The sequence below is a fragment of the Clostridium sp. 001 genome (assembly GCF_019056555.1).
Classification (GTDB): Bacteria; Bacillota; Clostridia; order Clostridiales; family Clostridiaceae; genus Clostridium_B; species Clostridium_B ragsdalei.
Map to the genome: position 1 here is coordinate 4320180 of NZ_CP020473.1, position 21021 is coordinate 4341200.

Genomic DNA, 21021 nt, shown 5'->3' on the forward strand with positions numbered 1-21021 from the left:
TTTTCATCACACAATAAGTTGAGGTGCATATAATATTGTAGGTAAATATGCTTAAAAAATAGCTGGGAGATGTTATTTTATGGCCAAGCCAATAAAAGTAAGAATGCATTATTCAAAAGACCCTAAAATAATGGATGAACTGGAAACAAGAAAGGCAAGAGCTTTTGCAAGAGCACTTATAAGCGAATTACGTGTTGAACAAATAGATAAACTCATAAAAATATTAAAAGAAAGACAAACATGGAAGAAATAAATAAGTATAGACATATTGAAAACCATTCAAACTAAAATTAAGAACATGAAAAAATGAGTGTACCTTCGGAGGAGGTATAAGATGGAAAACAAAACTAAAATGAGATTTGAAAATATAGAGCAGAGAGATAAACAGTTAAAAGAGTTTAGAACTATAAAATATATTATAGATAAGAAAAATCCTTTAATAGTATGGATATATATTTAAAAAGTAGCAGGGGAGGAATGATTTTGAGTAAACTATATGAGATTTCAGAGAGATACAGAAATTTGGAAGATTTATTGGACAATCCGGAGTTAGAAAATGCCAAAGGTGATATAGAAAGATCCTTAGATTCAATTAACGAGGAGTTTAATGTAAAAGCTGAAAATATTGCTAAAATGATTAAATCGAAAGGCACAGACATTAAAGGTTTGGAGGAGGAAATTAAAAGACTTCAGGATAGGAAAAAGGTAACAGAAAATAAAGTTTTAAATTTAAAACTTTATTTATTTGACCATATGAAGATATTAAAGAAAGAAAAAATAAATGGTAAACTATTTACTCTTTCAATAAGAAAAAATCCACCTGCTGTCAATGTAATAGATGAAGATGCTATTCCACAAAAGTATAAGATTCCTCAACCATATAAACTGGATAAAACGGCTATATTAGAAGATTTAAAACAAGAAGTAAAGATAGATGGTGTGGAAATTAAACAATCCACAAGTTTAAGTATTAGATAGAGGAGGTGAAGCAATATGAATAAGGAGGTACGGCTTTTAAAAGCAGATGAAATAGAAATAAGGGTACAGAGCTTAAAGAAAACTCCAAATGGTGTAGGGTGTGTTTTGCTCTTATATAAGGATGCAAGAGTTGATATGAAAATACTTGATGAAACCTTTGGAATGACAGGGTGGAAAAGAACCCATGAACTTATAAATGGAAGACTATTTTGTAATATAGATATTTGGGATGATGAAAAGAAACAGTGGATTAGAAAGCAAGATGTGGGAGTGGAAAGTTATACGGAAAAAGAAAAGGGTCAAGCTAGTGATAGTTTTAAAAGGGCAGGATTTAATATTGGAATAGGAAGAGAACTTTATACAGCTCCTTTTATATGGATCGGTTTACAGCAGGGAGAATTTGCTGAAAAAGATGGTAAAGTTACTCTGTCGCCAAAGGTACATTTTCAAGTTAAGTCAATAGGATACAATAAGAATAGGGAAATTAATCAGTTGGAAATTCAAGATAATTATTATAGATTAAGATATTCTTTAGGAAAAGCTGCTGGTGACCAGAGTAAAACAGTTACTATAGACAACAAAGACGTAATAAATAAAAATGAACTTCACTGTGAAAAGTGTGGAAACATCATATCGGAAAAAGTAGCAGATTATAGCAATAAAAAATTTGGAAAAATGTTATGTATGAATTGTCAGGTAAATATCAAAGGTGCCCGAATTTTAAGTACGGCAAAATAAACAGAGTTCTTGAAACCATATGGATACTTATTATAGACATGTCAAAACATCCTAGAAAGATGACCTTTTGACATGTTGCTTTTATTTGAATTTTAATAAGATCGCAATACTGTAAGTGGAGCATGCTTATGACCGGGAAAATCCAAATTTTTGTGTCTAGTAAGGCTGTCTGTGATGCTTATTAGGTCTCCTGCTCCAAGTGCAGTGATTTCTTCTGCAGCAGTGTATCTGCCGTTATTTCTCATTATTCCTCCTACGTTTCCTAAGCCAAGTACCATGTCAGTTTTTTCATATATAACTACATCAGCACCTGCTTTTTTGGCAGATAAAGCTGCGGCACATCCAGACCATCCTGAGCCAATTACTATTATTTTCATAAAAAATACCTCCTATAATAATCTTCTACCTTTAAATAAATCTCTTGGATCCATCTGCACCTTGCATAATCTTCTAACTATGTCACCCTCATAGTGTTTGGTGCAGCTTGCACATATTCCTTCACCGCAGCTCATTTTGGAATTATTGCAGCAGGAAAAATTTATGGATTTGTTTTTTGAATTGTTCATTTTATCTATAAAATCTATAATTTCATAACTCATTATATCCGGGCCCCCACAGTGTACTAAGTTTATGGAATTTTCCCGTAGAATTTTTATGAGCATTAATTTGAATTTCTCAGATAGATTTCCCTCATCTAATATAGTGCAATCTAGCACTTTTGATTTGCATTTTTTAAAATAATCCTCATAAAAATTTTCATTAAACTGTGTGTCAATAATAGATATAACCTTGTTATTATTGGAGTATAATTTTTTCATAACTGGAATAGAAGGAGCAATTCCTATGCCCCGGGCTATGATTAGAGATACACCATTTTTAGCACTAAAGATGTTTGAAAGTCCCATTATTCCATTTGAAAAGGGGCCTCTGACTAGCATTGTATCTCCCTTATTTAATTTAAAAAGTGATTTAGTTTTTGTGCCGCTTGATTTTATTGCAACTTTTAGAGTATTATTTGTATTATCTGCATTTATAATGGAAATTGGTACATCGTAATAATTTACACTATCCTTATTTCTTAAAAATACAAAGCTTCCAGCATTAGATAATTCTCTTACTAGGTTTTCTGGTGCTTCTAAAGTAAACATGCAAAGAGAATTTTCAGCTACTTTTTTGCCTAATATGGGACAATCATAAGTTTTCCTTAAATTTTTTGCTTTTTTACCATTGGCAATATATTGTTCATATATACAAACTCCACACCAGTCTTTGCATTGGCAAAACTCTTCACCGGAAAGTTGAGAGCATAGTATACAGTCAAGAGTCTCTGCCAAGTGGCATGGACAATAGTCACTTCCTGCATCAATACAATACATGTAAATAACCTCCGTTGATATTATTATAAAACTATGTACAATATTAGATTATTTTTCAGAATGATTTTTGTTACTTTAAAATGAAAAACTATGTTAGAATAAAAACATTGACTGCTAAATTTAATTACTCAGATAGGGGTGTTTTGTTGAAAAAAGGATACATATATTCCGTATTGTCTGCCATATTATTTGGAACTTGCGGAATCATAATAAAAATTGCTTTCTCAGAAGGGGCAAATTCTATAAATATATTGACACTTCAATATATGATGTCAATTCCAATTATGTTTCTAGGCATACTTATAATAGATAGTAAGGCTTTAAAAATAGGTAAAAAGGATTTATACCACACAGCAGTTCTTGGTATAGTCGGTAATACTTTCATGACTATTTTCTATTATATGGCTTTTAATTATCTGGATGTTTCAATGGTTACTATACTACTTTATACATATCCTGCTATGGTTTTTATTTATTCAGTAGTATTTCAAAAAATGCAGGTAAGTTTTAATAAAATTTTTGCTCTTATTGCAACTTTTATAGGCTGTTTCTTAGCTTTAGGTCTTAACCAGGGCATAAAGACCTTTTCAACAAAAGGTTTTATGTATGGAATTCTAGCAGCAGTATTTTATGCCTTTATGAATATATATACGGAGAAAAAAATGGATGAATTAAATCCACTTGCAGTTAACTTTTACTCCATTATATTTTCATTTTTATCATTAATAATTTTTAAGTTTCCAGTGGAAGTGTTTAGACAGGATTTGAATGGAAAATTAATTGCTTGCATTATAATATTGGGAGTGTTTTGTGAGATAATACCTTTAACTTTGCTTTACGCGGCAATTAAACATATTGGAGCTTTAAAAGTCTCAATAATAGGCAATTTAGAAATACCTACAGCTATGTTTCTTTCCTTTTTTGTTTTAAAGGAACCTTTATCATTACTTCAAGTTTTTGGAGCAGTAGTTGTTATTTATGCCATTTATAATATTAAAAAAATAGATTAGTTTTTATTTAGTTATCACAGTCATATTAGGTGACTATGATAACTATTCCAGACTGAAAATTGAGATTCATACATTAATAGACAAAGTATATTAATGGAAAAGAATATTTAGATATGAAAATTACTTTAAAGATTTTTGTTTTTTGCTGTAAGAACAAGCTTTCTTTTCGATAGTATCTAGAGATTCACTTAGACATTCTTCAATAACATCAGGTGTTATTAATATATTTTCTTTTTTCAAATTACCGCCTCCTTTTACTTAATAAACTTAATTATATTCTAGTAAAGGGAATATGTCAACTAAATTATTTAAAAACGCATCCTTTTATTGGAACAATATATAGTATATAGTTATATGGTCTAAAATATGACTACGATATAACTAATAATTAAATATTCTGCTGTAATTTTTTTAATATGTAAATACTATAAATAGTAATATATTAAAAATAGGGGGGATATTAGTGAAGAAAATCATAGCTTTCATAATTTCGATAGTTATATCAACATGTGGAGGAGAATTTGTATATGCTAAAACTGCTTATGGTGTAAGTAGAATAAGCGGAGCAAATAGATATGAAACATCTGTAAATATAGCAAATAGTTTTAGCAGCGACAAATTGGAAAATGTAATTATTGCAAGTGGAAATAATTTTCCAGATGCCTTAGCAGGCTCTGTGCTTTCAAAAAAAGAAAATGCTCCTATATTGTTAGTAGGAAAAGATGTAAGTTCCAGTGGAGATTCTATTAACTTTATAAAAAATAAGTTAGATAGAGAAGGAACTATCTACATATTAGGAGGAAAATCATCTGTAAGTGAAAATTTTGAGAGCTATTTTAATTCATTAGGATACAGCAGCGTTAAAAGATTAGGTGGAAAAAATAGATTTGATACAAATTTTATAATTGACAGATATTTAATGACAGAAAAAGGTACTCCAGCGGTTATAGTAAATGCTTATGGATTTGCAGATGCTTTAAGTGTTTCAAGTATTGCTGCTTCAAAAGGATATCCTATTATCATGACTAATTCATTTAACTTAGCTGATGAAACAAAAGAAACACTGAAAAATATAGAGCCATCTAAAGTATTTATTATTGGGGGAGAATCATCAGTAGCAGGTAATATAGTAAGTCAGTTAAAAGAAATTGTCCCATCACTCAATAGTAATAGCATAATAAGAATAGGGGGCATGAATAGATATGATACATCCTTAAATGTATGTAAATACTTTAATCAAACTTCAAATGAAGCTGTCATTGCAAGTGGTGAGAATTTTCCTGATGCGTTATCTGCAGGTGCACTGGCTGCAAAAAACAATGCACCAATAATATTAACAGATGGAGCTAATATATCAGATCAAAAACAATATTTGGATGGATCCAACTGTGAAAAGGTTATTTTAGTAGGTGGCACTGTAGCTGTAAGTGAAGATGTACAAGATGCTTTAGAGGGCAAAGCTGTTATTTCAAATGGGGATGCTAAAAAATTGCTGCTTCAGGGTGACGATGCTTTTAAGAAAGTATTAAAAATTAATGTGGATGGAAACTCCTATATGGATGTATCAGGCATAAGCTATGCTCCCGTAACAGATAACATAGGGGAATACAGTTCTATAAGTGAATATTTAAATGAAAACTATGGATTGAACAATTATTATACGAAGGATTTTGTAAGTGCTCTAATAAGTTTTGTATTTAAGGATATTGATGGTAAAGTTTATATGAGATATGGAAATCCTGAACCTGAACTTACTGTTGAAAATTCTGAAGTAGTTTCTAAGAAATATGATGGTAATAAAGCGGATATTACATTAAAGGGTTATTATTATGGAGAGTTATCCTATGCCAATGCCACTTTAGTTTACGATGGAAATAGGTGGCTCATAGATAAGTTTGATAACTGGGGAGTAGAGTAATTTACCTTGCAATAAAAGAAGACTATGAATTTTTTAAATTTATAATCTTCTTTTTATTACAAACTTTAGACAAAATAATCTCTTGAATAAGATGAAAAAGATGTTTATTTATACTATTTTACTTTTATATTTCGGTCAATATCATGTTGAAGACTAGGTATAATAGGGCATACTAGAGCTGTTATATTTATATTATGGTACCTGTATTGATTTTTGATATAGAGAATACTATAATAGCAACTATAGGCAGTTTGGGACGGAAGGTGCTATATTTATGGTGAGTACTTTAGAAAAAGAGCTATTTTCCATAATTGAAAATTTGAAAATTGCAGGATATGTTTCTTTTTATAGTAGATATAAAACAGTATTTTTTATTGCAGTAACCATAGTTGCAGTACTATTATCATTTGTAATTATATTTTATATAAATATAAAAAAAAGAAATTTAATGGAGCAAAGATATAAATTAGCTGCAGAAAGTTCTAACATTGCTATTTGGGAATATGACATAGAGAAAAATAATTTTTTTGCTTCAGATAAGTGGAAAGAAATTACTGGGTACAAAGTTAGTAAAAATGATAATCTTAAGATCATATTAGAAAAATTGTTACCAGATGAAAATAAAAAGATAATGCTAAATTATTTGGAGAATCACCTAGCAGGGATAACTCCTTTTTATGAATGCGAGTTTAAATTAACAACTAAAGGTGGAAAGAAAAAATGGATTTTTATTAGAGCAAAGGCACTTAGGAATGCAAAAGGAAAAGCTTTAAAAATAGCAGGCTATGTTACTGATATTACAGAACAAAAGCTTATACAGGATAAAAATAAATATCTAGGCTATTATGATAGCTTAACAGATCTTCCTAATAGAAAAATGTTTCAAGATAAGCTAAATAAGGTATTGAAAAGCTCTAGTGAAAATGATAAAAAAGGGGCATTACTTTTTATAGATGTAGATAATTTTAAAAGGGTAAATGATACTTTAGGTCATCAATGTGGAGACAAGCTTCTTCAATATGTGGCAAATACATTAAAAAATATTATGGAAGAAGATAATACTGTATTTAGATTAGGCGGAGATGAATTCTTGATAATACAGCATGATATAAAGGATAAGAATGATATTGTAAAAGTTTGTAATAAAATAATATTTGCATTTAAAGCACCATTTAAAATAAACGAAAATTTAATTCATATTAGTGCTAGTATAGGCATCTCCATGTATCCTCAGGATGGGACTACAGCTGATTCTTTACTGAAAAATTCAGATATAGCTATGTATAAAGCAAAAGATTCATGTAAAGGCATATATAAATTTTATAATAGAAGGATGTCTTATGAGGTTTCGAGAAAAGCGGAACTAGAAGAGGGGCTTAGAACTGCTTTAGAAAATAATCAATTTCAGTTATATTATCAGCCTGAAATTGACTGTAAAACTGGAAAAATCAAGGCTATGGAAGCTCTATTAAGGTGGAAAGTTGGGGAAAATGAATTCGTTTCTCCAATTGAATTTATTCCCGTAGCTAAAGACACATCATTAATAGTTCCTATTGGTAAGTGGGTACTGGAAACTGCTTGTAAGCAGCATAAACAATGGTTAGATAAAGGGTATGATTTTGGTATTATATCAATAAATGTCTCAAAGGTTCAATTACAGCATCCCAGTTTTTTTAAAATGGTAAAAACAGTTTTACATGAAAGTAATCTTCCACCAGAGCTTTTGGAAATTGAAATTACAGAAAGTGAAGTTATGCAATCTTTACAGTCTAATATAGCTGCCTTAGAAAAATTAAGAAGACTTGGAATAAGCATTGCTCTAGATGATTTTGGGACAGGCTATTCTTCATTAAATTATTTAAGATTACTTCCTATAAATACTCTGAAAATTGATAAGTTTTTCATTAATCGAATTCATCTTAATTCCAGAGATTGTTCTGTGGTAGATGGCATAATAAATCTATCTCACAAGATGAATATAAGTGTAGTTGCTGAAGGAGTGGAGTTTGTAAAACAATTTCAAATACTTCGATCTATGAACTGCAATAAAGTTGAAGGATACCTGTTTAGTAAGCCTATGCCTGTAGAAAATATTGAAAGTGTGGTTTATTCAATAGGTAAGTTTAATAATATGTTGGTATAAGTTGAATATGATTGTATTTAAATACATTATATTGTTATACAAAAATAAGGACTGTCACACTGAGAATAAATTTTACAACATATTGTATTAGCAAGTAAATTACAAAATAATATGTTGTATGTAAATTTCTTAGTGTAACAACCCTTTTTTTAATAAATTTATTAATGTTTCCCTGTCAATTCCTGTTCTCTCTTAGGATTTGCAAAGCTAGGTTCTGTAGGATTAGGGTCTCCATAGTATCTACCTGGTGTTGAAAGGTCAAAATACAATTTGGAATCTTGGGTTACACCAAAATCCTTATTTGAACCTGTAGACTTAACGTTATTTAAGGCCTCTCTAAATAATGCATTGTGAGCTTCTTCACGATTTAGTAAGAAATCTATTGTCTCACGTACATATTTATCGTTGATTTGGCGATATAGGTATTCATATACTACTTTTGCTCTTTGCTCGGATGCTATATTTGAAAGCAAGTCTGCAACAAGATCTCCTGTAACGGTTACATAATTTGCAGTCCATGGTTCGCCAGAAGAGTTCATTAATACTGGTGCTAATCCACCTAATACATGAGTTTCAATTTCTCCACTACCTACTGAATTGAAATCAACTGAATGACCGTTCAACAAATTTACAGTCTGAGCAACCATTTCCATATGGCTGAGTTCTTCTGAACCAATATCTAAAAATAAATCTTTTATTGCAGGATCATTTACTCTAAAACTCTGTGATAAGTACTGCATGGCAGCCTTGAGTTCGCCATTTCCACCACCTAATTGTTCTTGCATTAGTACTGCATACTGTGGATTAGGTTTTTCTACCTTAACTTCTTTTAAAAGTGGTTTCTCATGTTTAAACATTAGTATATCAACCTCTCCTTCATTTTGTAATTTATATTCATAAATCTAATTTAGTTTTTACAAAATGAACAGATATAATACATCTCATAGTTGATGTAATTTCAATATATAAAAAACTAAAGGAGAAGATTGAATAAAAACGTTATTGGCATTTTTAATTAATATGTTAGGAATTGTATTTAAAAGTTTATCTTATTTGCTGTCTTAAATTTTTAAATAGCTCAAGCATAAAGGCTTGTTCATTAATTATGTGTCTAACTAGTTCCTGCCAAGCTTTATTTGCTTTTGCGAAAGTAAGCAATTGAGGATAAAAAGATAGGGCACGGGTATCGTAATATATAAATTCATCAATTAATTTTTTTATATGCATAGTATATTGAGCAGGATTGGTGCTTGTAGATTTTTTCAGCTGAACTGCATTGTTATATAATTTTAAAAATGCATTGTGAATATTATTTAATCCATCTACTATAGGCTTTGGTAGTTTAATATTAGAAAGGGAAGCCACAGTTTTGAGAAAAATTGGATGGTCACTTGAAATATGAGACCACAGTTGAAGTTCGTTGAAAACGCAAGTAAATTGATTCATGTAAGTGTAACAATACATGAGTTACCTCCTGATAAAATTATACATAATAATATAATATGCAGGTTATTACAAAAAGGTTACTGTAATAAAATTATTTTTAAACAGGCACATTAAGTTTTTTTAAGCATCAGGTGGAGTCAAAACTCAACCTGATACTTAGAAATCTGATTATAATATTTTCTTTAATAAATTAATGTCTGTTATAGGTTTTTTGCAGGTAAAGTTTTCACAAATGTATGTGGTAGTTTTGTTATTGATGTCTATATAGTTTTCTATAATAGGGGAAATAGTGCTCAAATCTTTATTTAAATTGCAGTACAAAATTGAAATTGTAAAAGGATTAAATTTCTCATTTATCATATGAACTACTTGCTTACCTTCCTCAATGTTGCTTCCTGCAGATACAATAATTTGCCTTATAGGTGATTTTGAAAATAAAAGTGATATAAGAGAAAATGAGCATGCTCTTGGAAAGCTATTTATTTCTCTTGAAAAAGCGTCAAATAGCTGTTTAGCTTTATCTTCAAAATCATAACTGCTTGTTAAATGGGACAATCGCAGCAAATTTAATGTGGCTACGGAATTACCAGAGGGAATGGCACTATCATATATTTCCTTTGGCCTTGTAATTAACTTCTCACCGTCATTTCCATATAGGAAGAAGCCTCCATTTTCTTTATCCCAGAAAAGTTTTAATAAATCTTCATTGAGTTCCAGTGCTTTTTTTAGGTAATCTGTGCTGTAGGTTGTTTCATATAATTCTATAAGTCCCCATATTAAAAAGGAGTAATCATCTAGATACCCTAAAAAAGAAGCTTCTCCATCACGATATCTTGCAAGGAGGCGGCCGTCTGATCTAACTAAGTTTTTATAAATAAAGTCTACAGCTTTTTTGGCAGCTTTAGTATATTTGGAGTTGTTTAAAACTCTGCCAGCTATTGACATAGCAGCAATCATTAGGCCGTTCCAGGAGGTTAAAATTTTATCATCTTTATAAGGATGTATTCTTTTTTCTCTTTCAGCAAATAATTTCTCCCTGCAGTTTTCTATAAATTGCATATCATCTTCTGGAATAGAACTATTTATTGAGTTTAGAATATTTTTACCTTCGAAGTTTCCTCCTTTTGTTACATTAAAATAAGAACAAAACTTGCTGCCATCTTCTTCTTGAAGTATATCTTTTATTTCTTCTTCTGACCAGACATAAAATTTACCTTCTTCACCTTCAGAATCAGCATCTTCTGCAGAGTAAAATCCGCCTTCATTTGAAGTCATGTCCCTTAGTACATAACTTAGTATTTCTTCTGCTGTTTTACAGTATTTTTTATTACCTGTAGCTTGAAAGGTTTCAATATAGGCTATAATTAAGAGTGCATTGTCATAGAGCATTTTTTCAAAATGTGGAACAAGCCACTTTCTATCTACAGAATAGCGGCTGAAGCCAAAACCTATGTGGTCGTATATTCCACCTTCCCTCATATAGTGCAATGTTTTTTCTACCATCTCTATAGCAGAAGGATCTTTAGTTTTGAAAAAGTATCTGAGTAAAAAAAGTAAATTATGAGCTGAAGGAAATTTGGGAAAGTCTCCAAAACCTCCATATATAGGATCAAAATCATATTTGAAATTTAAAAAAGTTTTTTGAAAGATATCTTCATTAATGGTTTCATTAGAAGTTTCCTTTGAATTTTTTAAGGAATCTAATATTTGTGTGCTGGCATTTAAAAGTTCACTTCTATTGTTTTTCCATGCCTTTTTAATGTAGTCTAAAATGGACATTAGCCCCATGAGGCCATGTCTGCTATTTTTTGGAAAATAGGTACCTGCAAAAAAAGGCTTTTGATCAGGTGTCATGATAATTGTAAGGGGCCATCCCCCGCTTCCTGTGATGGATTGACATACATCCATATATATACTGTCTATATCCGGCCTTTCTTCTCTATCTACTTTTATGGATATGAAGCTGTCGTTTAGCATTTCAGCTGTTTCTGTGTCTTCAAAGCTTTCTTTTTCCATAACATGACACCAATGGCACGTACTGTATCCTATGGATAAAAATATAGGCTTATCTTCTGATTTAGCCTTATTAAAAGCCTCTTCTCCCCAAGGATACCAGTTTACTGGATTGTGTGCGTGTTGTAATAGATATGGAGATTTTTCATTTATTAATCTATTGGGTGTACTCGTTAGGTTCATAGAATCACCTCCTAGTATTTTATTTACAGACATAGTATATCCAAGATAAAGTATTTTCAGTCTTACAAAATGAAGAATGTAATAAATAAGTTATTGGATATGTTTAATCTGATTATAGGTAGTAGAATATAACAGGCTTTAGCACTCAAAACAAAAGAAGGACTGGGGAATAATCCTCAATCCTTTTTTGTGTGTTTGCTTTTCTTGTTCTAGTTCTTTTACTATTCGTGCCATTATATTGAAACTTCTGATTATGGCTTCATTGGAGGACTTGATGGCTTTAACTGTAATTGTAAGTTCAAAACCATTTATAATTCGTTTTTCTGTATATTGTCTATTCTGTATTATGCTAAGTCAAGGGCTGCAATGTTTGCTAGGCCTTTTTTGTTTGCAAAAATAGTTACAAAATATAAATTTTAAGTGCTAGGGGTATAATTTCCCCTGAAATTGTGCCAGAAAGGCCGGGTGGCTCCCTTCGTGTGGAAAAATCGCAAAATTCTATAGGATGGTAAGGCTTACATGCATAAAAAATTTTAAAATACCTATTGCAGACGACGTAGCGTCGTGTGCTAAGATTAAAACCAAGAGGTGAAAAATATGAATGATGAAAAAGATCGAGTGTTTACAGTAGGAGAATTGGCAGGCCTCGTCGGAGTTACTGTAAGGACACTTCAATATTATGATAAGGCAAACCTGCTCCACTCGTCATATAACAAAAGTCATAAAAGAGTATATAATATTGATGATCTGTTGAAATTACAGCAAATTTTGTTTTTGAAGTCACTGGGTTTTTCGCTTGGAAAAATCGGTGGTAAAATTCTAAATCATGGAAATTATATTGATTTAGGAAAAGTTTTTGAAGGACAGCGTGAGATTATGTTCAGTAGGGTTCAGAATTTAAACAAAATTATTGAAATATTAGATTTAGTGATCTCAGAAACAAAAGCTGGACAAAAAGTTAGTATGGATAAACTCGTTACTATTCTAAAGTTGATGAATCAAGGAAATCCATATTCTTTTGTAATCCGTTATTTCAATGATGAACAGCTCAAAAAAATAAACGGACACATGTTGGAAAGTCCGGAAAAACAGGGTGCTGCAAAAAAAGTTTTTTCACAGCTTGACGTCCTTTATCATAAAGGTGTCGACCCGACTGGAAAAGAAGGGCAGAAGCTTGCAGAACAGTGGTGGAATTTGGTTTGCGATTTTGCTTCCGGCGATCCGGAGATGTTTCAAGCATTGTTTTCAGCTGGGCGAGATCTTGATAACTGGCCTGAAAGCACGAAAGACATTCAGAAATCCATTGAAGACTTTTTAGCCAAGGCTTTAAATCTTTATTTAAAGCAAAATGGAATACAACTTGAAAATATCTGCAAAAAAAGATGCAAATCAATCGAGGATATCCAGGATTAACTTAGGAGGTAACTCATGTTTAAGATGTTTCAAAATCTACGGAACCACATCCCGTATGTGTGTACGCTGATTGTTTTGATTTTTGCACAGATTATATGTGATCTGTACTTACCTACTCTTATGTCATCTATTATCAACAATGGAATCATGGAAGAAAATATCCCATATATTCTGCGTTTCGGAGGAGTGATGCTGTTTGTGTCAGGATTCGGAATCATCTGTGCTGTCATAGCAAGTTTTTTGAGTGCTCACGTATCAGCCGATCTTGGCAGTGTTCTGCGCAGTCGTGTCTTTAGATGTGTGGAGAGTTTATCACTGCATGAATTCGATAATTTTGGAGCTTCCACGCTTACCACCCGTACCACAAATGATATTATTCAAATTCAAACGTTTACAATATTAATGCTTAACATGATGCTTCGCGCGCCATTGACAGCAGTCGGTGGCATCATCCTTGCCTACCGTCAGGATAAAGGACTCACGGTGATTTTTGCTATGGCGTTTCCCGTGCTGGTTGCCTTGATTGCCATTGTTATGGGGACAGCGATGCCTGCCTTTAAACACGTTCAGACAAAACTGGATAAGGTAAACCTCGTGATGGCTGAAAATTTAAAGGGCATTCTGGTTATCCGGGCGTTTAATCGAATTGACCATGAAAATAGGCGCTTTGATTACGCCAATTCCGACCTGACTGCTACTTACATTAAGGCCAACCAGATTATGTCCTTCCTTCTGCCCGGTTTTATGCTTGCAATCAATGCTATTGTGTTGTTCATACTATGGTTTGGAAGCATCCGGGTAAACACAGGTGAAATGAATATTGGTGCTTTGACGGCTTTTCTGCAATATGCCGTGCTGATTTTTTCAAACTTTGTCATGTTTTCCATTATGTTTGTTTTTCTTCCCCGTGCTCAGACTGCCGCTCAGCGCGTTTCGGAGGTTCTTGAAACCAGACAGGAAATACTTGAACCTGTTATTGCAAAAACAGAGGAAAATTTGAAAGGAGTAGTGGAGTTCCGGAATGTTACATTCCGCTATCCCGGAGCTGAACAACCGGCTATCAGCGGCATCAGTTTTTTGGCAAGACCAGGTGAAACCACAGCAATCATTGGGGGCACCGGCAGTGGAAAATCCACACTCGTGGATCTGATTCCTCGCTTTTACGACGTGAGTGAAGGAAAAATTTTACTTGACGAGATCAATGTGAAGGACATGGCACAAAAAGAACTGCGGGTCAAAATCGGCTTTGTACCGCAGACAGCGGTGCTTTTTACAGGAACAATTGCCGACAATCTTCGTTATGGGCGGAAAAGAGCAACGAATGAAGAGTTGGAATATGCGGCTAAAACCGCACAGGCGGCGGACTTTATCGCGGAGACAGAAAACGGCTATGACACCATGCTCTCTGAAGGCGGAGGTAACCTGTCGGGAGGACAGAAGCAGCGCCTTTCGATTGCCCGTGCTTTGGTGCGCCATCCGGAAATTTATATTTTCGATGACAGCTTTTCAGCATTGGATTTTAAAACGGATGCTGCTCTGCGCGCCGCTCTGCAAAAAGAAACAGAAAATGCTACCGTATTCATCGTTGCTCAACGTGTCGGGACTGTAATGAATGCAGACCGGATTATTGTTCTGGATAACGGAGCTGTAGCCGGTATGGGAACACATGAGGAATTGATAAAAAGCTGTGGCATCTATCAGGATATTGTGTCTTCCCAGTTTTCAGAGGAGGAAATGGTATGAACAAGAAAAAATTTAATATGGCTGACTTTTGGAAAATTGCCAAACGCCTGTCCAGATACCTGAGACCACAACGATTACGCCTCACAATTGTCATTATTTGTAGCATCATTGCGGCAGTTTCCGCAGTTGTATCGCCAAAAATCAGTGGACTTGCAGTCAACCAGCTGGCAGAAAGCGTTATCGGCAAAACAACAGTCCATTTTGATGTTATTGGACGGCTTTTGATGGTTATGTTTTTCATTTATTTTTTGAGTGACATCTTTACGTTTATTATGCAATTTATGATGGTGTCTATTTCGCAAAAAGTTGTCTATCAACTTCGTCAAGATGTGAACCGCAAGTTGGCAAAACTTCCTCTTCGATATTTTGATGCTCATCAAAAAGGTGATATTTTAAGCAGAATGACCAATGATGTGGATACCATATCCACGACACTCCAGCAGAGTTTGATACAAATTATTCAGTCGATATTTCAACTGATCGGTTTTATCGTCATGATGCTGACCATCAGCCCGCTCCTGACGTTGATTATAATTGGTACTCTGCCGCTGTATCTCTTGGCTACAGGTGCCATTGCTAAACGTTCTCAGGATTATTTCGCCGCACAACAGCAAATCATTGGCAAACTCAGTAGCCATACGTCGGAAATGTATGCCGGGCACAAAGTTGTCAAAGCATTCGGACACGAAGATGAATCCATTGCTCAGTTTGAAACTATGAATCAAGAACTCAATACGGCAAATTGGAAAGCACAGTTTGTTTCCGGTATGACATCGCCTGTCATGAATTTCATTACCAATATCGGCTATGTATTGATTTGTGTTGTTGGTGGTATTTTTGCTACAAGGAGCTGGATGGGTATTGGAGATATCACGGCATTTATCCAGTATTCTCGTCAGTTGAGCCAACCAATCATCCAAGTGGCCGGTATCCTTAATATTATGCAATCTACTACCGCCTGTGCCGAGCGTGTTTTTGAAGTGCTTGATGCAAAAGAGGAAACACCTGACCCGAAAGATACAAAAGCGATTGTAAAACCGCACGGCAATATTCAGTTTGAACATGTCAAGTTCCGGTACAACGAAAGCAAGCCATTGATTGAAGACATGAATCTCGACATTAATGAGGGCGAAACTATCGCTATTGTAGGACCGACCGGTGCTGGGAAAACCACACTTGTGAATTTACTTATGCGATTTTATGAAATTAACAGCGGTAAAATCAAGTTTGATGGAGTAGACCTGCGCGAAATAAGGCGTGGCGACCTTCGCACAATGTTCGGAATGGTGCTTCAGGATACATGGTTGTTTCAGGGATCAATTGAGGAGAATATAAAATATGGGCGCGAAAATGCCACTCACGACGAAATCGTCAATGCTGCGAGAGCTGCCTATGCTGACCACTTTATCCGCAACTTGCCGGAAGGCTATAAAACAATTATCAATGAAGAAGCGTCAAATATCTCGCAAGGTGAAAAACAGTTGCTGACGATTGCGCGTGCAATGCTTGCCAATCCAACCGTTCTCATTCTCGACGAGGCAACCAGTTCTGTGGATACCCGAACGGAGATGCTGATTCGAAAGGCAATGGGAACACTCATGAGAGGACACACTAATTTTGTAATTGCGCACCGTCTTTCTACAATCCGTGATGCAAAATGCATTTTGGTCATGAATCATGGTTCTATTATTGAACAGGGCAACCATAAGGAATTACTTGCAAAAGGAGGCTTTTATGCTGAACTGTATAACGCACAGTTTAGCGGTGAAAGCACGTAAATATCTCACAGTAAATGAAATTAATTTTTGAAAATTGTTCGCGTACAAACATTAATCAGATTAAAAATGTAAAAAATGTGTTTATTATATTGACATAGATCAAAGAATGAAAAAATCACCAGTATGTTATAAAGATAAAAGGGCTGCTATAATAGCTTAAGGGATATAATAGTTGAGCAAAGATTTATATGTGCTTTGAGCAGAGGTATGTATAAATCGGCCATATGTAAACTATAATATTGATACAATAGAAAGTCCTTGATTTCAGGGAATTTTCGTGTTTTTTGGAGAAAATGAAGCACCTAAAAAAGAATTTTGAAGCTAAGAATATGGAAATATAATTGAAAATTAGCTTCCAGCCAGATAAAAAATATATTGTACAGGTAATAAATTCTAAGGTGTATCTGAAAAAATCATAGTAGATTCAGTCATACAGGACTGCTATGATGATGCCGGAAACAATTTAAATGAGAATATGTCAGGTTAATTCTTAAAAATGAAGTCTGGTGAAAATATTATAGAATAGAGAGGAAATGTTACTAAAGTTGAGCTTTTACCAAACTGGCGGTGGTTATAAAAAAATTTACTTTTAATTGAAGTATTGACACTAATGAATTAAAATAGAGGTATAATAAAAAACTAGGAAGGTGAACAAATGAAGCCTACAAACTATGAAGATTTAATTATGAAAAGAGCAATGGATATATTTGCAGAGGAAGGATTAAAATTCTTTGGCATAAACAAAAAAGTTAAGGAATTAGGACCAACAGAATTAGTAGTTTTAGAAACTAAAAATATGTTCATGGACTACACTTTCCTAATGGAAGATGACACTTTTATACATTTTGAGTTCCAGACGACTAATAAAGGAAAAGCAGATTTAAGAAGGTTTAGAGCCTATGAATCAATGCTGAGTCATCAGACTGGAAAAGATGTGATTACATATGTTGTTTATTCAGGCAATATAAAAAATCCAGCAAATACTTTAAAAACAGGAATAAATGAATACAAAGTAAATTCTATATCTATGGCTGATAAAGATGGAGACAAAATCTATAATGATATTGTAGAAAAAATAAAATCTGGTAAGGATATTACAAAACAAGATATAATATCTTTAACATTTACTCCTATAATGAGTGGAAAGATAGGTACAGTAGACAAGATAATTAATGCTATAAATGTAGTAAAAGATATAAATAATGACTATAAGTATGACGTAGAATCAATACTATATGCTTTTGCAAATAAATTTTTAAGTGGAAAAGATTTAGAAAGAGTAAGGGAGGAATTGAGAATGACTGAACTTGGTAAAAGCTTAATAAATGAAGGAAAAGATGAGGGGAAAAAAGAAAAAACTATAGAGATAGTCAAAAGAGCAATAAAAAAAGGCATGGATAATGAAACAATAAAAGAATTAACAGATTTAGACATTGATGAAATTGAGTTGATAAGAAAAGTACTAAAATAGAATGATTATAAATATAAAAAAACTTTTACATTAAATTAGCTTATTATGGTTATAGTAAGCTAGTTTTTTTATTGCCTCAAATTAAATTGATTAAAGGTGGTTGTAATGATATGCATCTACGATAAGAAAACTATTAAAGGAAACTTTGATAACAATGGTCTTGGAATTTTAAAGGTATGGGCAAAACATATCCTCTATGACCTCTCCTATTACTTTATAGAAAACATGAAAGCCGAAAATTGCAGTGTAAAAACAGCTATGCAGAAATCTTTAGTAGGAGATTTGATAACTATATATACAGCAGATAGTGATATTATAATTGAAAATACAATTGAGGTTGAAGAAAAGAATCCTGTAGAAGCCATATTTTCAATAATAAATATATGGGGCTGCGGCGAACTAAAAAGAGATAACTTTGATATTAAAATATTGAAAGCCATAGGAAAAGATGCAGGAGTATTGATTGCGCAGGGTAAAAATATAGCAGGTTTGAAATTTAATATAGATACTACAAGTGTTGCAACTAAGCTTTATCCTGTAGGAAAAAATGATATAAAACTTACTGAAAAATATATTAGTGTTCCCAACTGGAATAGTGATGCATATCCACCATTTCCTATTATAAAGAAGGTGGAATTTAAAGATGCTGGAGATGAAGTTACTTTAAGAGCACTCGCAAAAGAAGCTGCAAGTGTAATAGGTTTAAGCAGGGTAAATATTGATGTGGATTTTATAGAACTTAGCAAAACAAAGGAATATGATAAATATAAGCATCTTCAAACGGTTAATGTTGGGGATTCAGTTATAGTAAGGCATAAAGATTTTAATATTGATGTAAAAGTGCCTGTAATTAAAGTAAAGAAAGATATTTTAAATTGCGTAAATATTAAAGTTGAACTTGGACAGCCCAAAGACAGTATATTAAAACAGCTTGATACAGCAAATATTAAGACTACATTAGATGAACTTGGAAATAAAGTAGCTGAATCCTTCAGCTCAATGCTTTATTATGCAAATCCAGCAGCTTTAACTGTAGGTACAGCATCAATTGAACCTGTATATTTAGGAATAACAGCAGTTGCAGATACAAACTTATCTATGAATTTTACTATGTACTGCACAGCCAGCAGTTTATGCACAATAACAATAGAAATTCAATTAGATAACAAGGATATCCCATTTACACCAAAACAAAAATTACAGCAGGGAGATAATGTTATAGGCATACCTCTTGGAATACCACAAGTTCAACAAGGAGCACATTATATTGCAGTGTTTTTAAAAGTAGATGCAGGTACAGTAAATATACCTATGTTCAATCTTCAATGCATGATTGATGGAAGAAATCTTCAAGGTGGTTTAAGTGCAGAGCACCCACATGCAGAATGTTCACAGAATCAGGGTTTTGTGAATATGAATGGCCTATATATAAATAAGGTATCAGGACAGAATGTAAATATAACATCACAAGTGCCAACGCGATCTTCATTAAATGAAAAAATAGTAGTAAATTCTAATTTATTTACAAATAAAAATATTACAACTAATTATAGTATTTCTTTTAAATAGAAAAAAATGATGACAGTATTTGGATATTAAAAACTTATGGTGATGATATATACCACAAAGAAAGAACAAGAATAATAGATGCTTCTCCAATCTTAAAAATATGGTTACCTTCAGATGAATTGACTGTACCCAAAAAACTCAGGTAATTAAACCTAGACCAATAATAGTTGCTATGAAGGAGAATATTTTATTTAGCAAGGCATATATAAAAGATATTATGAATGGAGTAGTGATTTTAGAGAATACAAGTAGTGGAATTATAGTTTTTATAGTAAGTATAGATACTGGAGTTTCATGGAAAGTATGGAATGGAAGTTTATGGATTCTGGTGGATATAACAAATATGGGGGATGTAAAAACTAAAGGAATGACTATTACAACACTTCAAGGAATTACTGAAGCACAATGGACGTCTCTTGGTCTTTCAGATAAGAAGATAAGACTTGCATGGTATATGGAAGTTAGTTCAAGTGCAGATGTTTTAAGATTGAAGGAGATAAGGGTTAACTATAACATAAATTAGTTAGTGATGTTTAATAATCTAACTTCCTCAAATTTCATGATATACTAGAATAAGTTATAATATGTAACTAGATGACGTTTGAAGGAGAATAAATATGAAAATTTTATTAGAAGAATTATTAAGAAATAGTTTTATACCAGAAATAGATTCAGCAGATAAGCTCCCAGATGCACCAGGAGCATATCTTATATGTTCAAAAAATATTAATGATTTACCAGATAAAATGAAAGAGCTAGATTTTAAGTCTGTCTATGGATTACCAGTAATATATGTGGGAATTGCGGGTAGACCTACTTCAAAAGTAAAAAGTTTAAGGATGAGAGATTATAAGAACCATTTTTATGGAACAGCAAGAAAGTCAACATTAAGGAAAAGTATTGGTGTATTATTTGGATTTGAAAAAGAATATGAAAATAAAGAAAATAATAATAAATACAAATTCAGTGCTAAACATGAGGAACAACTTACACAATGGATGAAAAATAATTTAATTATGCATTTTGTAAAAATTGATAATCCTATGGAATTTGAAATATTTTTAATTAATACTTACGAACCACCGCTTAACCTGAAAGATAATAAGAGTAATGCGAATGAAACTTTTAGAAAAGAATTAGGCAAGTTACGAACTGAACGATAAACAAACTTATTTAATAATACATTATGTTTTTTAAACAGAAAATGCTTGCACTTGTAGGCTAGTAAAAGCAATTTGGATA

General features: G+C 32.6%; 18 protein-coding genes and 1 pseudogene. 14 read left to right on the forward strand and 5 right to left on the reverse strand.

Annotated elements, in window-relative coordinates; translation table 11 throughout:
• The first annotated feature begins 79 nt into the window (after positions 1 to 79).
• The 4 genes from B5S50_RS20090 to B5S50_RS20100 all read left to right on the forward strand — a co-directional run bounded on the left by B5S50_RS20090 (position 80) and on the right by B5S50_RS20100 (position 1716).
• Positions 80 to 253 carry a hypothetical protein gene (locus tag B5S50_RS20090; protein ID WP_217302685.1) on the forward strand — a complete coding sequence of 58 codons (174 nt, stop codon included), beginning with the start codon at positions 80 to 82 and terminating at the stop codon, positions 251 to 253.
• Between the two features lie 81 nt (positions 254 to 334).
• Positions 335 to 460: a hypothetical protein gene (locus tag B5S50_RS21880; RefSeq protein ID WP_013238508.1), complete on the forward strand. Its 126-nt coding sequence runs from the start codon at positions 335 to 337 to the stop codon at positions 458 to 460.
• Between the two features lie 17 nt (positions 461 to 477).
• The gene (locus B5S50_RS20095; RefSeq protein ID WP_217302686.1) at positions 478 to 978 is read left to right on the forward strand and encodes a siphovirus Gp157 family protein; all 501 of its coding nucleotides are present in this window, start codon (positions 478 to 480) and stop codon (positions 976 to 978) included.
• Positions 979 to 993: 15 nt separating this feature from the next.
• Positions 994 to 1716: a hypothetical protein gene (locus tag B5S50_RS20100; protein WP_217302687.1), complete on the forward strand. Its 723-nt coding sequence runs from the start codon at positions 994 to 996 to the stop codon at positions 1714 to 1716.
• A 119-nt stretch (positions 1717 to 1835) separates the two neighbouring features.
• Here B5S50_RS20100 and B5S50_RS20105 read toward each other — a convergent pair.
• Positions 1836 to 2093, reverse strand: a pseudogene (locus B5S50_RS20105) (FAD-dependent oxidoreductase); the annotation flags it as partial.
• A 12-nt stretch (positions 2094 to 2105) separates the two neighbouring features.
• Complete coding sequence (locus B5S50_RS20110) at positions 2106 to 3092, reverse strand: sulfide/dihydroorotate dehydrogenase-like FAD/NAD-binding protein (protein WP_217302688.1); 987 nt, start codon at positions 3090 to 3092, stop codon at positions 2106 to 2108.
• A gap of 146 nt (positions 3093 to 3238) precedes the next feature.
• Between B5S50_RS20110 and B5S50_RS20115 the strand changes: the two genes are divergently transcribed.
• The 3 genes from B5S50_RS20115 to B5S50_RS20125 all read left to right on the forward strand — a co-directional run bounded on the left by B5S50_RS20115 (position 3239) and on the right by B5S50_RS20125 (position 8163).
• On the forward strand, positions 3239 to 4102 hold the full coding sequence (locus B5S50_RS20115) for a DMT family transporter (protein WP_254306639.1): 864 nt from the start codon (positions 3239 to 3241) through the stop codon (positions 4100 to 4102).
• Between the two features lie 463 nt (positions 4103 to 4565).
• Positions 4566 to 6020 (forward strand): cell wall-binding repeat-containing protein, encoded by a 1455-nt coding sequence (locus B5S50_RS20120; protein WP_217302689.1) that lies wholly within the window; start codon positions 4566 to 4568, stop codon positions 6018 to 6020.
• Between the two features lie 274 nt (positions 6021 to 6294).
• Positions 6295 to 8163 (forward strand): bifunctional diguanylate cyclase/phosphodiesterase, encoded by a 1869-nt coding sequence (locus B5S50_RS20125; protein ID WP_013238515.1) that lies wholly within the window; start codon positions 6295 to 6297, stop codon positions 8161 to 8163.
• 161 nt (positions 8164 to 8324) lie between these two features.
• Here the strand turns inward: B5S50_RS20125 and B5S50_RS20130 are convergent, their stop codons facing one another.
• The 3 genes from B5S50_RS20130 to B5S50_RS20140 all read right to left on the reverse strand — a co-directional run bounded on the left by B5S50_RS20130 (position 8325) and on the right by B5S50_RS20140 (position 11805).
• On the reverse strand, positions 8325 to 9020 hold the full coding sequence (locus B5S50_RS20130; RefSeq protein ID WP_013238516.1) for a manganese catalase family protein: 696 nt from the start codon (positions 9018 to 9020) through the stop codon (positions 8325 to 8327).
• 187 nt (positions 9021 to 9207) lie between these two features.
• Positions 9208 to 9627, reverse strand: a complete 420-nt coding sequence (locus B5S50_RS20135; RefSeq protein ID WP_023163477.1) for a DUF2935 domain-containing protein — start codon at positions 9625 to 9627, stop codon at positions 9208 to 9210.
• Positions 9628 to 9777: 150 nt separating this feature from the next.
• Positions 9778 to 11805, reverse strand: a complete 2028-nt coding sequence (locus B5S50_RS20140) for a thioredoxin domain-containing protein (RefSeq protein ID WP_217302690.1) — start codon at positions 11803 to 11805, stop codon at positions 9778 to 9780.
• A 597-nt stretch (positions 11806 to 12402) separates the two neighbouring features.
• Here B5S50_RS20140 and B5S50_RS20145 point away from each other — a divergent pair.
• The 7 genes from B5S50_RS20145 (at position 12403) to B5S50_RS20175 (ending at position 20942) form a co-directional block, all read left to right on the forward strand.
• The gene (locus B5S50_RS20145; RefSeq protein ID WP_217302691.1) at positions 12403 to 13218 is read left to right on the forward strand and encodes a MerR family transcriptional regulator; all 816 of its coding nucleotides are present in this window, start codon (positions 12403 to 12405) and stop codon (positions 13216 to 13218) included.
• Positions 13219 to 13233: 15 nt separating this feature from the next.
• The gene (locus B5S50_RS20150; RefSeq protein ID WP_217302692.1) at positions 13234 to 14961 is read left to right on the forward strand and encodes an ABC transporter ATP-binding protein; all 1728 of its coding nucleotides are present in this window, start codon (positions 13234 to 13236) and stop codon (positions 14959 to 14961) included.
• Positions 14958 to 16739 carry an ABC transporter ATP-binding protein gene (locus B5S50_RS20155; protein ID WP_065078013.1) on the forward strand — a complete coding sequence of 594 codons (1782 nt, stop codon included), beginning with the start codon at positions 14958 to 14960 and terminating at the stop codon, positions 16737 to 16739. The genes B5S50_RS20150 and B5S50_RS20155 overlap by 4 nt, the downstream gene beginning before the upstream one ends.
• A 655-nt stretch (positions 16740 to 17394) precedes the next feature.
• Positions 17395 to 18210 (forward strand): hypothetical protein, encoded by an 816-nt coding sequence (locus B5S50_RS20160; RefSeq protein ID WP_065078012.1) that lies wholly within the window; start codon positions 17395 to 17397, stop codon positions 18208 to 18210.
• A 105-nt stretch (positions 18211 to 18315) separates the two neighbouring features.
• Positions 18316 to 19779 carry a phage tail spike protein gene (locus B5S50_RS20165; protein WP_065078011.1) on the forward strand — a complete coding sequence of 488 codons (1464 nt, stop codon included), beginning with the start codon at positions 18316 to 18318 and terminating at the stop codon, positions 19777 to 19779.
• 172 nt (positions 19780 to 19951) lie between these two features.
• Complete coding sequence (locus B5S50_RS20170; protein WP_065078010.1) at positions 19952 to 20302, forward strand: hypothetical protein; 351 nt, start codon at positions 19952 to 19954, stop codon at positions 20300 to 20302.
• Between the two features lie 94 nt (positions 20303 to 20396).
• Positions 20397 to 20942 carry a GIY-YIG nuclease family protein gene (locus B5S50_RS20175; protein ID WP_065078009.1) on the forward strand — a complete coding sequence of 182 codons (546 nt, stop codon included), beginning with the start codon at positions 20397 to 20399 and terminating at the stop codon, positions 20940 to 20942.
• Positions 20943 to 21021 lie beyond the last annotated feature (79 nt).

Excerpts from the sequence above, each read along its gene's own strand:
- B5S50_RS20145 (WP_217302691.1), top strand. The coding sequence starts at position 12,403 with ATGAATGATGAAAAAGATCGAGTGTTTACAGTAGGAGAATTGGCAGGC.
- B5S50_RS20095 (WP_217302686.1), top strand. The coding sequence starts at position 478 with ATGATTTTGAGTAAACTATATGAGATTTCAGAGAGATACAGAAATTTG.
- B5S50_RS20100 (WP_217302687.1), top strand. The coding sequence starts at position 994 with ATGAATAAGGAGGTACGGCTTTTAAAAGCAGATGAAATAGAAATAAGG.
- B5S50_RS20125 (WP_013238515.1), top strand. The coding sequence starts at position 6,295 with ATGGTGAGTACTTTAGAAAAAGAGCTATTTTCCATAATTGAAAATTTG.
- B5S50_RS20110 (WP_217302688.1), bottom strand. The coding sequence starts at position 3,092 with ATGTATTGTATTGATGCAGGAAGTGACTATTGTCCATGCCACTTGGCA.
- B5S50_RS20170 (WP_065078010.1), top strand. The coding sequence starts at position 19,952 with ATGAAGGAGAATATTTTATTTAGCAAGGCATATATAAAAGATATTATG.
- B5S50_RS21880 (WP_013238508.1), top strand. The coding sequence starts at position 335 with ATGGAAAACAAAACTAAAATGAGATTTGAAAATATAGAGCAGAGAGAT.
- B5S50_RS20155 (WP_065078013.1), top strand. The coding sequence starts at position 14,958 with ATGAACAAGAAAAAATTTAATATGGCTGACTTTTGGAAAATTGCCAAA.
- B5S50_RS20175 (WP_065078009.1), top strand. The coding sequence starts at position 20,397 with ATGAAAATTTTATTAGAAGAATTATTAAGAAATAGTTTTATACCAGAA.
- B5S50_RS20140 (WP_217302690.1), bottom strand. The coding sequence starts at position 11,805 with ATGAACCTAACGAGTACACCCAATAGATTAATAAATGAAAAATCTCCA.
- B5S50_RS20090 (WP_217302685.1), top strand. The coding sequence starts at position 80 with ATGGCCAAGCCAATAAAAGTAAGAATGCATTATTCAAAAGACCCTAAA.
- B5S50_RS20135 (WP_023163477.1), bottom strand. The coding sequence starts at position 9,627 with ATGTATTGTTACACTTACATGAATCAATTTACTTGCGTTTTCAACGAA.
- B5S50_RS20165 (WP_065078011.1), top strand. The coding sequence starts at position 18,316 with ATGATATGCATCTACGATAAGAAAACTATTAAAGGAAACTTTGATAAC.
- B5S50_RS20150 (WP_217302692.1), top strand. The coding sequence starts at position 13,234 with ATGTTTAAGATGTTTCAAAATCTACGGAACCACATCCCGTATGTGTGT.
- B5S50_RS20160 (WP_065078012.1), top strand. The coding sequence starts at position 17,395 with ATGAAGCCTACAAACTATGAAGATTTAATTATGAAAAGAGCAATGGAT.
- B5S50_RS20130 (WP_013238516.1), bottom strand. The coding sequence starts at position 9,020 with ATGTTTAAACATGAGAAACCACTTTTAAAAGAAGTTAAGGTAGAAAAA.